Source organism: Blautia marasmi (assembly GCF_900258535.1).
Classification (GTDB): Bacteria; Bacillota; Clostridia; order Lachnospirales; family Lachnospiraceae; genus Blautia; species Blautia hominis.
The window spans coordinates 877,557-890,055 of sequence record NZ_OIWX01000001.1 but is presented as its reverse complement, the minus strand read 5'-3'; the positions used below and the strand labels follow the sequence as shown (position 1 = coordinate 890,055).

Annotated in this window: 9 protein-coding genes; 4 read left to right on the top strand and 5 right to left on the bottom strand. The window is 40.2% G+C overall.

Features of this window, described 5'->3' with window-relative positions:
- Positions 1–391: 391 nt before the first annotated feature.
- Positions 392–1,255, bottom strand: coding sequence for an AraC family transcriptional regulator (locus C6P39_RS03825; protein ID WP_104802881.1), 864 nt, complete (start codon positions 1,253–1,255; stop codon positions 392–394).
- A 200-nt stretch (positions 1,256–1,455) separates the two neighbouring features.
- Between C6P39_RS03825 and C6P39_RS03820 the strand changes: the two genes are divergently transcribed.
- From C6P39_RS03820 to C6P39_RS03805, 4 genes are all read left to right on the top strand, one after another.
- Positions 1,456–4,494 (top strand): glycoside hydrolase family 2 TIM barrel-domain containing protein, encoded by a 3,039-nt coding sequence (locus tag C6P39_RS03820; protein ID WP_003506521.1) that lies wholly within the window; start codon positions 1,456–1,458, stop codon positions 4,492–4,494.
- A 168-nt stretch (positions 4,495–4,662) separates the two neighbouring features.
- The gene (locus C6P39_RS03815; RefSeq protein WP_003506520.1) at positions 4,663–6,060 is read left to right on the top strand and encodes an MFS transporter; all 1,398 of its coding nucleotides are present in this window, start codon (positions 4,663–4,665) and stop codon (positions 6,058–6,060) included.
- A 2-nt stretch (positions 6,061–6,062) separates the two neighbouring features.
- A complete protein-coding gene (locus C6P39_RS03810) occupies positions 6,063–7,235 on the top strand; it encodes a UDP-glucose--hexose-1-phosphate uridylyltransferase (RefSeq protein ID WP_003506518.1) in 1,173 nt (390 codons plus the stop codon).
- 261 nt (positions 7,236–7,496) lie between these two features.
- Positions 7,497–8,297 carry a helix-turn-helix transcriptional regulator gene (locus tag C6P39_RS03805; RefSeq protein WP_104802880.1) on the top strand — a complete coding sequence of 267 codons (801 nt, stop codon included), beginning with the start codon at positions 7,497–7,499 and terminating at the stop codon, positions 8,295–8,297.
- Positions 8,298–8,522: 225 nt separating this feature from the next.
- Here the strand turns inward: C6P39_RS03805 and C6P39_RS03800 are convergent, their stop codons facing one another.
- The 4 genes from C6P39_RS03800 to C6P39_RS03785 form a co-directional block, all read right to left on the bottom strand.
- On the bottom strand, positions 8,523–9,164 hold the full coding sequence (locus C6P39_RS03800; protein ID WP_104802879.1) for an IS66 family transposase: 642 nt from the start codon (positions 9,162–9,164) through the stop codon (positions 8,523–8,525).
- A gap of 106 nt (positions 9,165–9,270) precedes the next feature.
- Positions 9,271–10,308: a tyrosine-type recombinase/integrase gene (locus tag C6P39_RS03795; protein WP_158661455.1), complete on the bottom strand. Its 1,038-nt coding sequence runs from the start codon at positions 10,306–10,308 to the stop codon at positions 9,271–9,273.
- Positions 10,298–11,242, bottom strand: a complete 945-nt coding sequence (locus tag C6P39_RS03790; RefSeq protein ID WP_158661454.1) for a tyrosine-type recombinase/integrase — start codon at positions 11,240–11,242, stop codon at positions 10,298–10,300. Before C6P39_RS03790 ends, C6P39_RS03795 begins: the two co-directional genes overlap by 11 nt.
- Positions 11,239–12,399 carry a tyrosine-type recombinase/integrase gene (locus C6P39_RS03785; RefSeq protein ID WP_158661453.1) on the bottom strand — a complete coding sequence of 387 codons (1,161 nt, stop codon included), beginning with the start codon at positions 12,397–12,399 and terminating at the stop codon, positions 11,239–11,241. Before C6P39_RS03785 ends, C6P39_RS03790 begins: the two co-directional genes overlap by 4 nt.
- Positions 12,400–12,499: the final 100 nt, after the last annotated feature.

Genomic DNA, 12,499 nt, shown 5'->3' with positions numbered 1-12,499 from the left:
TGCGGGGGGCAAAGAGCACTTTATATTTTACATTGTGACTATTCAGTCAACTGGGGAGAGCCTGTTGTTTCTTGCCAAGGCAAGTATGGCAAGCATTATACGTTTACTTGTTAGAATATCAGTCTGGAAAACGAGTTTCTCATAAACGAGTTTTGGAACTTTCTTATGAGGATGTGAAATCTGATAAAATGGATTGATTGTCATTACACCGGATTTTGATAATTTTACTACAAAACTTATTGCGGCAGATGAATATTCAAAATATTTGACAGAAACGCCAATTTTGGAAGGGGTTGCAAAAAGAGAGAAGAGGATGCCATGGAACCGTTGATTTGATGATTCCGTGGCATCCTCTTTTGGAGGGGAAACTGGATTTATGACATTATAGATTTCATAACCTATTTCTTATTTTTCGGTACTCTCTTGGCGAATATCCTTTCAGCTTGTGAAAAAGCCGGCTGAAATAAAGCTGGTTATCATATCCGACAATCTTAGAAATCTCATTGATGGAATAAGTTGTTGTTTCAAGTAACATCTGAGCATTGTTGATACGGATTCCCACAATGAATTGCATTGGTGTAGAACCGGTATATTTTTTGAAATTTCGGATAAACCAGCTGACACTCATGCCTCGTGAGGCAGCATAATCATCAATATTGATATTTTGATTGTAGTTTTCACTGAAAAAGGTAACAGCATTATCCATCTCATGATCAAGATATTCATTTTTTAATATGTGCTCTCTTGTCAGTTCCCGGTGGAAACTAATCAGAAGATGACGTAGCAAAAGGACAAGCATTTCCTCATAATTATCTTGACAGCGTTGGAGCTCGATAATGATACGTTTGAAAATTTGTTCATATTCATTAGATGTACCCACTTGAAAGACACGTTCTTTATCCGGAAACCCATATTGACGTAAGATATTTTTCACATTGCTTCCTGTGAAGTGAATCCAGTATACTTCTGTCTTATCTTCTCCGTAATATTCATATTTCTGAAGTTCTTTCGGTCTGTACAGTACAATGTTGCCGGCTGGAACAATCGTTTCGTTATTTACATTATCAAAATGAAAATGCCCACAACCAGCAGTGATATATATAATCTGATAATCCAGACGACCCCTTGGACGGTAGGTAGGAAGTTTGGGATGTCTGGAAAGACGGTAAGTACCACAGCTACCTACAATCAGCGGACGACTTTTGTCTTTGAAATCCATATGTGAGTGGTTCAAATAACCGGTGTTCAAATACATAGGACAGCACCTCTTTTCGCACTTTTTATCATTGTATCATTTAGTGCATATTTTGTCTAATCCAATTTATAGACATATTTTGCGGATTAGGATAAGCTATAAATAGCATAACTAAGGAACGTAAACAAAAAAGTAAAGTATAAGGTTTGCTTTAGGGAAACAAAGAACAAAAAAGTATATGTATTGGAGGAGAGTTATTTATGATCGTACCACGTTATTATGAAAATCTAAGCGTACTGCACGAAAACACAATGCCAGCCAGAGCCTATTATATTCCGGCATCCAGAAGAATGGATAACCTGGTGGAGCACAGGGAAGAGTCAGACCGAATGCAGTTATTGAACGGAACTTGGAAGTTCCAGTATTTTAACAGTATCTATGATGTTCAGGAACCCTTCTTTGAGAAAGATTATGATACAGAAAATTTTGATGAGATTCAGGTTCCGAGTGTATGGCAGATGGCAGGATATGACACACATCAGTATACAAACATCAGGTATCCGTTCCCATTTGATCCACCGTATGTACCACAGGATATTCCATGTGGAACATATGCACATACCTTTGTTTATCACAAAGATGAAAATGCACCAAAAGCTTTCTTGAATTTTGAAGGAGTAGACAGTTGCTTTTATGTATGGATCAATGGCTCTTATGTAGGGTATAGCCAGGTTTCTCATATGACCAGTGAGTTTGATATCACCGACCTCCTTCGGGACGGAGAGAACAGCATAGCGGTTCTGGTCATGAAGTGGTGTGATGGTTCCTATTTGGAAGATCAGGACAAATTCCGTATGAGTGGTATTTTCCGGGATGTGTACATTTTGAAACGCCCAAAACAGGCAATCAGTGATTATCATATTAAAACAAGAATTGAGGATATGCTTGCGAAAGTAGAAATTGAAATGAAATTCTACTCTCCGTTAAATGTAAAAATTTCGATTGAAGATAGAAACGGAGCAGTTGTAGCACTAGGAAGTATTGCTGAAGAAGGAACAGCTGTATTAGAAATCGCAAGTCCGGAACTTTGGAATACAGAAAATCCATATCTATATAAACTGATTCTTGAAACAGAGAATGAAGTAATTGTAGATCACATTGCATTAAGAAAGATAGAGATTAAAGACCAGGTTATTTATTTAAATGGACAGAAGATTAAATTCCGTGGTGTCAATCGACATGATTCTGATCCGGTTACTGGATTTACAATCAATCCGGAACAGATTACAACCGATCTTACGTTAATGAAGCAGCATAATTTTAATGCGATCCGTTCCAGCCACTATCCGAACGCACCATTTTTCTATGAAATGTGTGACAAGTATGGATTCATGGTGATAGATGAAGCAGATATTGAAGCTCATGGTCCATTTATGATCTACAGAAAAGAAGACACCGATTACAATCGGTTCAAACGATGGAATGAGAAGATTGCAGATGATCCGGTATGGGAAGAGGCAATCGTTGATCGCGTAAAACTCATGGTGGAACGTGACAAAAACCGTTTCTGTATTGTTATGTGGTCAATGGGAAATGAGAGTGCTTATGGCTGCAACTTTGAAAAAGCACTGGAATGGACAAAGAATTTTGATCCAGACCGTATCACACAATATGAGAGTGCAAGATACCGTAATTATGATGAAACATATGATTACAGCAATCTGGATGTGTACAGCCGGATGTACCCAGCGCTTTCCGAAATTCAGGAATATCTGGATAAAGATGGAAGCAAACCCTTCCTTTTGGTAGAGTACTGTCACAGCATGGGAAACGGACCTGGAGATTTTGAAGATTACTTCCAGATGATTCAGGATAATGATAAAATGTGCGGCGGCTTTGTCTGGGAATGGTGTGACCATGCGATTGCTCATGGAACTGCTGAGAATGGAAAGACTATATATGCTTATGGGGGCGACCATGGCGAAGAAATTCATGATGGCAACTTCTGTATGGATGGATTAGTATATCCGGACAGAACGGTACATACAGGACTTTTGGAATACAAGAATGTTTATCGCCCGGCAAGAGTTATTTCCTATAACAAAGAAAGCGGAGAACTGGTGCTTCATAACTACATGGATTTTGATGACTTGAAAGATTATGTGAAGATCAGTTATGAACTGACGCAGGACGGGCTTGTAATCAGCAAAGGTAAACTTCCAGAAGTTTCAGCAGCACCACACAGTGAAGGAAAAATAAACCTTAAAATCAATGTGCCAGAGAGTGGAAAATGTTATTTAAAATTTATTTACCATCTGAAAAAGGAATTGCCACTGTTGGATGAAGACCATATTCTTGGATTTGATGAAATTGAGGTAAGTAAAGAGGATACAAAATGTAAACTTGCAGAGAAATGGATACCAAAAACAGTAGTGGACTCTGAATTACAGGTAAATGAAAATGATACACAGATTCATATCAAGGGGCGTGAATTTGCTTATACCATAGACAAACGTACTGCACTCTTTACAGAGATGAAATTCGCAGGGCGGGAATACTTGAACCATCCGATGGAATTAAATATTTGGAGAGCTCCAACAGATAACGATATGTACATCAAGTCTGAATGGAAGAAAGCCCACTATGATAAGGCTTACACAAGAGCCTATACGACAGAGGTTGTGCAGGGAAAACATGGTGTGAAGATTACAAGCCATGCTTCCGTTGTGGCAGAGACAGTACAGAAGATTCTTGATGTGACGATCACATGGAAAATAGAAGCTGCTGGAAAGATTGATGCAGATATTGCAGTAACAAAAGACGATGAATTCCCGGATCTTCCGAGATTTGGTGTGAGGATGTTCCTGGATAAAAAACTTTCAGCTGTAAGATACTTTGGAATGGGACCACAGGAAAGTTATTGTGACAAACATCAGGCTGCGAGCCACGGTTTGTATCAGGCAAATGTAGATGATTTGCATGAGGATTATATTCGCCCACAGGAAAATGGAAGCCATTATGATTGTGAATATGTAGAGCTTAACAACAGCCGATATGGAATTGTGGTCTCTGCGGAAAATGCCTTCTCATTCAATGCTTCTTATTATACGCAGGAAGAACTTGAGGAGAAAACGCATAATTATGAACTGACAGAATCAGATAGTGTAGTATTTTGTGTTGACTATGCACTAAATGGCATTGGTTCTAACAGTTGTGGTCCAGTTGTATTGGAGCAGTACCGATTTGATGATGTATTATTCCGGTTCCAGTTTACACTGATACCGTATATAAAGGGATAATAAAGTTTCATGTAACCCGTAAACAAGGAAAGAGAGTCTGATTGTTATGTAAAGTCCGGATATACAGAGCAATCAGACAAAACAGAGAAAAAACTAGAATTAGACATCATACTCTGTTAGACATCTTGAAATTCTAAGTGCGATGAAGATGAGGAGCAAAGAAATTCGATGGAAGAAAAAAAGTATTTGAAATGGTATAACAAAATTGGATATGGATCAGGCGATATTGCAGGTAATGTAGTCTATGCGTTCCTGACATCTTTTATGATGGTTTATTTGACGGACTCAGTAGGACTTGCTGCAGGTGTCGTAGGTACCCTGATTGCCGTATCAAAACTATTTGATGGTTTTACGGATATATTTTTTGGATCAATGATTGACAAAACACACAGTAAAATGGGAAAAGCGAAACCCTGGATGCTATATGGATATATTGGTTGTGCCATTACGCTGATCTGCTGTTTTGCAGTACCAGTCAGCTTGGGAACAACGGCTAAATATGCATGGTTTTTTATCTCTTACACACTGTTAAATGGTGTGTTTTATACAGCAAACAATATTGCTTATTCAGCACTTACGTCACTGATTACAAAGAACAGCAAAGAGCGTGTGCAGATGGGATCTTACCGTTTTATTTTTGCGTTTTCAACAAGTCTTCTGATTCAGGCAATTACAGTTGGATTTGTAGATAAATGTGGTGGAGATGCTGCAGCATGGAGAACGGTTGCTATTATCTATGCAATCATTGGTCTTGTCGTAAATACGATTTCAGCACTTTCTGTTAAGGAACTTCCGGAGGAAGAACTTAACGAAGGAGAAGTAAAGGATGATAATGAAAAGTACGGAATGGTACAGGCATTCAAGCTTCTTGTTAAAAACAAATATTACATGATGATTTGTGGAACATATATTTTACAGCAGTTATATGCTGCCATGATTGGAGCTGGCATTTATTACATGACATGGGTACTGAAAAATAAGAATTTGTTTGGACAATTTGCATGGGCAGTAAATATTCCACTGATCATTGCCCTGATTTTCACACCGACATTAGTTGGTAAGTGGAAAGGTATGTATAAACTGAACTTAAGAGGTTACGTCTTAGCAGTCATCGGTAGAGCACTTGTTGTTGTTGCCGGATATATGGGCAGTGTTCCGCTGATGATGGCATTTACAGCTCTTGCAGCCTTAGGTCAGGGACCATGGCAGGGAGATATGAATGCAGTTATCGCATCCTGCTCTGAATACACTTATCTTACGCAGGGAAAGAGAATTGACGGAACGATGTACTCTTGTACTTCTCTTGGTGTAAAAATCGGTGGAGGTATTGGAACCGCTGTTGTTGGATGGATGCTTGAGTTCAGTGGATATGTCGGAACAAATGCAACTCAGCCACAGTCTGCACTTGATATGATGCAGTTCATGTATCTTTGGCTTCCGTTAATCTTTGATGTATTGATTATGTTTGTACTTTCAAGAATGAATGTAGAAGATGCAAATAAAAAACTGAAAGCAGAAAAAGGAATTGCTGCAGATGAAGTAACAGATGCATCAGACATAAATTAGAATTGACAGGAGAAACTGAATTTTATTATCATTTCAGCCAGGCTACAAACTATATCCGCACAGCTCGGATTATAAAGGATGAAAAGTGGGAGACCGATACAGAATTTGGCAAGATGGATATTACAATTAACTTGTCAAAACCAGAAAAAGATCCAAGGGATATTGCAAAAGCTGGAACTGCAAAAAAATCTGGATATCCGGCGTGCCTGCTCTGCAGGGAAAACGAAGGGTATGCAGGTCACCTCTCACATCCAGCAAGACAAAACCACAGGATTATACCAATTACTCTGTGTGGAGAACAGTATTATTTGCAGTATTCACCATATGTGTATTATAATGAACATTGCATTATATTTAATAAGAATCATATTCCGATGGCGATTAATGAGATAACTTTTAATAAACTCCTTGATTTTGTTAAGCAGTTTCCGCATTATATGGCAGGTTCCAATGCAGATCTGCCAATCGTAGGAGGATCTATTTTGAGTCATGATCATTTTCAAGGTGGCAGTTATGTCTTTGCTATGGCAAAAGCTCCTTATGAACAGGAATTTGATTTAGATAGATATCCAGATATACATGCAGGAATTGTAAAGTGGCCGATGTCAGTGATCCGTTTGCAGGGGAGAGCAATGGATAGTATTGTAGCGGCTGCAAATCATATCCTAACGAAGTGGCGTGGATATTCGGATCCAGAAGTTAATATTTTCAGTGAGACGGATGGTATTCCACACAATACAATTACGCCGATTGCAAAGATGCGTGGAGATTTGTATGAACTGGATTTGGTTTTGCGTAATAATATCACAACTGTTGATTGTCCTCTCGGACTTTTCCATCCGCATGCTGAGTATCACCATATCAAAAAGGAAAATATTGGACTGATTGAAGTTATGGGACTGGCTGTATTACCTGCCAGATTGAAGAAAGAGATGGCAGAACTAGAACAGGCAATTCTGAATCATGAAGACCTGAGACAGAATGAAACAATGGCTACCCATGCTGAATGGGCAGAGGGATGGATACCAAAATATAAGATTACAGATAGTAATATTCATTCTATCATACAGAAAGAAATTGGAATTGTGTTTGCGAAAGTTCTGGAGGATGCAGGCGTTTACAAGAGAACAGATGAAGGGAAAGCTGCATTCAAAAGATTTATTGAAAGTTTATAAAAAAAGGACCACTTCATTTTTGTGAAATGGCCTTAAGAAAATATTCAGTTTTCACAAAATAGTCCTTTTAGTATTTATACATGGTAAGGATGCTCAAAATATTCAGTGTAGAATACTAAAAGGCCATTCAGATATTTTTTTAGGTTGCTCATTTGCAATTCCTCCTTTCCTTATTTACAAGTTGATTATAAGATAGGTGTAAAAGGATTGCTTGCCAAATCGAAAGAAGATATAGACAAATGTTGCAAAGGGGAGTATTTCATGCAGTTAAAATATGTTGACACAAAAGAGGAGATCATAGCAATAAATAGGAAGTCAAAACATATTGAACCACATCTTCATAATGCACTGGAGATTGTTTGTGTAACAAGTGGAGCATTAGAGCTTGGTGTCGGACAGGAACTATATCATATGGATAAAGGAGATATAGGCTTTGTATTTCCAGATGTTATTCATCACTATCAGGTACTGACACCCGGTGTAAATAAAGCGACTTATCTGATTGCATCGCCATTTACGATTGCCAAATTTGCAGATATCATGCAATCCATGGCTCCTGAATACCCGATCATCAAAGCGGAAAATGTTGAATCGGAGGTATATAGGGTTATAAATGCGATTTTAGAGACAGAACAGTCGGATATTACTGTTGCACAGGCATATCTTCAAATTGTGTTGGCACGCTGCATAGGAAAATTAAATTTGGTAGAAAAGAGTAATGTGGGGAGCAACGATCTTATTTACCAGACAGTTTCCTATATATCAGCAAATTTTAAGAAGAAGTTTTCGCTGGAAGAGATGGCAAAAGATCTGGGGGTGAGCAAATATGTTTTATCCAGACTCTTTTCCAAAACTTTCCATAGAAACTTTAATCAATATCTTAACGATGCAAGGCTGAACTATGCATGCCAGCGTTTGGAAAATACGAGTGATTCTATTACAAACATTTGTCTGGATAGTGGATTTGAAAGTCAGAGAACATTTAACCGAGTATTTAAAGAAAGATATAAAATATCGCCGAGTGACTACCGGAGTACATGTCTGAAAGATATGTTGTCATAACATATAGATTAATAGTAAGCGCTCAATAAAATAATGGCTATCCTTTCACAGGATATTCAGGTATAGTTGAAGTGAAATACTCCAACTTCAGTTTTTCGATTTAATCTTGCATCTCTGCTGTATCATGTCAGACCATGGCATNTAGATTAATAGTAAGCGCTCAATAAAATAATGGCTATCCTTTCACAGGATATTCAGGTATAGTTGAAGTGAAATACTCCAACTTCAGTTTTTCGATTTAATCTTGCATCTCTGCTGTATCATGTCAGACCATGGCATCAGCTCTTCTATACCTTCGGGCTCATTTTTGTAGTCCGGCATATAGAGCAGCACCGTCTCCAGATATGCGTAGATGTTTAGATTGTTGAGTTTTGCAGTTTCTACTAAACTGTAAATAATGGAGCTTGCACGGGCGCCTTTTACCGTATCATGGAACAGAAAATTTTTCCGCCCTACCGCATAGGGGCGGGCGATATTTTCTGCGATGTTGTTTGATATGGAGCACCGCCCATCTAACAGGTAGTTCTCCATATATGGCTTCTGGTTTTTCGCATAGGTCACTGCTTTGGCCAGACGGCTTCCGCCAGCCGGGGTCACGGCTTCAAGCCATGGCCAGTAAGCCTCCCATATGGCAGGCTCCGTCTCAAGACGCTTGGCTTTCCGGGTGTCGGCATCCATATCCGCATACTCCTTTTCCAGTTCAAATAACTGGTTGCAGTAATCAAAACCGATCTCTGCCGGAGTCCTAGCCGGGGAGCTCTTTGATTTCCCCGGAAGTGCCTCATGCCAGTACCGTCTCATGTGGGCAAGGCAGCCGCAGCGGATGACATCCTTCAGCTTATTATAACCGCCAAAACCATCGCACATAATCCGATATCGGATTATCTGCGATTATTCCGACAAAATAAATATTCCGACATTTTCCTCAGAAGCATTGCTCGCCCAATGTTTCTGACTTCTTTTATCGGTGTTTTTATGACAGACCATAGAGCTTTCTGATAATCTCATCATTACCAGCATACTTGAATCCTTCATCCCTGTTAAAAACAGTATTCTCTTCAGTCGAGATTTTCTCTAATGCCTTTCGTTTCATTTCTGTCGTGGCCCGTGCATAGATTGTTGTGGTCTCCATCTGTGAGTGCCCCAGCCATTCAGAAACTAAAGGGAGAGGCATCCCTTCTGTATAGAGATGGACGGCACGCGTATGACGAAATAGATGCGGGTGTAAATGAGGAATATCTGCGTCAAATACTTTTGCAAGTTCCTCATACTTGTTCATAAAACGTGCAACATTATCTGCGGACATTTGTGAAACCACACCATGGCGGACAGTATAAAACAGGAAGGCATTTTTCTTTGGCACTGGGTGATATATCATACAGTACTCATGGAACAGCTTTTGTACATTCTTTGAAATCGGTGTTGCCCGGTACTTCTGCCCTTTACCAATAATATGCAGCTCGGCGGTTCCCCTCATTTCTATAAAATCGCCGACTGTAAGATCCAGGATTTCCTGATCCCGACAGCCACTGTCATAGAGCAGGGAGAGGAAGAACTTATCTCGCATCCCTGTTTTCTTGCGTGTGTCTGGCTGTGACAACACCAGTTTCGTCTGTTCTATGGTCAGATATTCCAGCTCATCTTTTTTAGGGTCCGCCTCCCTGGCGATCTCCTGGATTTTGGTATATTCCGAAAACAAAACCATATCTGAACCCATAAGGTATCTGCAGAACTGGCGGATCTGGACAAGCCGTTGATTCCTGCTTGACACGGTATTCTTCCTGTCTGTCTTCAGCCACTCAAGAAAGATTAGGATATTTTCATGGTTAAAGTCTTCCGTCATGATATCTGCAAGCCGTTTCTGCTGTGCCTCCTGAAGAAATGCAAGATACAGATTCAGGGAAATCTTATAAGCAGTTACTGTATTGAGACTTCTTGCCCTAATTATAGGTAAGTATGCGGTCAAAAAGTCCTTTATTTTTCCGAAAAGTTTTGGATCCTTAATTTTCATCAATATCCTCCCCTTCAAAAACCGCATCTAATTTTCCCCAGTTGATCCCGGCACTGATGCGGAGCCTCTCAGGAAGAAGATGGATATAATACTGTGTATGCTTAAATTTCTTGTGTCCCATGTATGTGCTCAGATAGGGGAGAAGCGCCATGATGTCACTTCCCTCGTCCACCCACCGCATTAATGTCCGGGCCGCAAAACAATGGCGCAGATCATATGGGCGTGGATTCCCGTGTTTTTCCAGGCCACTATTACGCCAGCAAATACGGAACTGATTTGTCATCCAATAAGTCGGGAAAGGGCCGCCATCCCACTTCTGGAAAAACCATTGGCGTGCTCCCATCATGGAATCATATTTCCTGCATAGTACAAGCATATCTTCCGACATAATGATATGGCGGTCCTTTGACATTTTTGATTGTCTGATATAAATATCCCCATCTCTCAGATTAATATCTTCCGTAAGAAGATGAAGCGGCTCGGATGGGCGCATTCCGCAGCAGTACATCATCCGGAAAAGTACCGGTACTATAAATTCCCTGTCTGGAGCCTCAAAGCAGGGAGCCAGGCAGTCAATGGAATGAAATAATACACACAGTTCATCATCTGAAAAAATATATGGCTGGTAGTGCCTGACTGGAACGCTGTACTCTTCGGAAGGAATATATGCCTGTCTGCCAAGCGAATTTATGTATCGTGAAAACGTCCTCAAGTTACTTATGGCATGTGATTGGGTTGCATTTGTCTGAAACCGCCGTACCAGCAGCCAGCCATCAACCATCTCTTTTGTAATGCGGTTCTCATCAGGATACATTTCTATACAATACTCAAGGAACGGCTTTAAATAAAATGTGTAGGGCGTTGGATCGAAACCAAGTGCTTTCTTCAGTTCAAGAAAATCGTGATAATCCTTAAATATATCTTCCTGTGTCATGCGTAAACACCCCCTTTTATGGGGATATCCACAAATCCTGCCGCTATAAGCCCATATAACTTCCATGGGATACTTTTATGAGTTGATATATTTCCCATATCAACAAGGCCGGCATAAATGCCAGTTGTAATTGGTATCATGTCGAATCCCATGGCGCACAAGGAGGTCTGTGTACGGTTAAAGCTTAAATAAGGCACATCGGAATCAATACTCTGATGGCCAAGCATTTGTGAAACAGAGGTCAGCGGAACTTCTGCCAAAGACAGTTCCGTTGCCAAAGCCCTTCTTAAACTATGGAAAGAACGGTAAGGCTTCTTTACGATGCCTGCTTTTAGGCAGAGCCCTTCAATCGCTCCATCAAGGGCACTTGTTCCACGAAACGGTGTATGGGGGGAAAGTGCCCTGACAAAAACAAACCGCTCCGATGTTTCAGGACGTTCTTCTAAAATATAGTCAGCAAGTGCGTTCATGCAAGTCCCGCTGAGCGGGATGGTCACAGGATACTTTGTCTTGCTCTGGATGATTCGTACCTCCCTCTTCTTCCAGTTGATATCTGAAAGCAGAAGGTTCCTTATGTCAATTCCACGGAACCCAGTATTAAATGTCAGCAGAAGAATAGCTCGGTCCCGTTTCGCGGAAATGCTGTCCGGAGCAACTGCGTTTAAGATGCAAAGTATTTCGTCCTGTGAATAGGGGGCAATAAGTCTGACGGGGGCTGTCTTTGGTGTGAAACAATGAAAATCTTCCTGAATATCAGCAAGACCATTTCTGCGGAGATATTGGGCAATAAGATTGACAGTATAGATAATGTAACCCATACTTCCAGCATTTGTATCAGAAACCTTGCAGATAAAAGTTCGAATCGTGCCGTCGGTAATTTCGCTGTCCTGCAGTCCAAGAGATTCTATGAAAGCAAAAAAGTGCCGCATACAGCAGTCAATCTTGTATTTAAACCCTTCCTGCAGACTCGTCTCATCAAGTGCATGCTTAATAATATCCAAATGACCATTATCTGGCCTGTACTTCCTGCTGTTAGTGTGCATGGAAAAATCAATTTCCCCACCCTTGGCATACTCCTTGAGACAACGGATTGTCCTCTTTGTCGCATTGTAGTGGCGGTGCTGGATTTCATGATTACTCAGTTTCTTCTCAGCCACGGACAGAAACTCATCTAAAAGAGCTTCCGAATAATAACCACCTCCATAATGATGGCAGTATTGTGCAATTCTTTTACAGAACCCACGACTATACTGATTA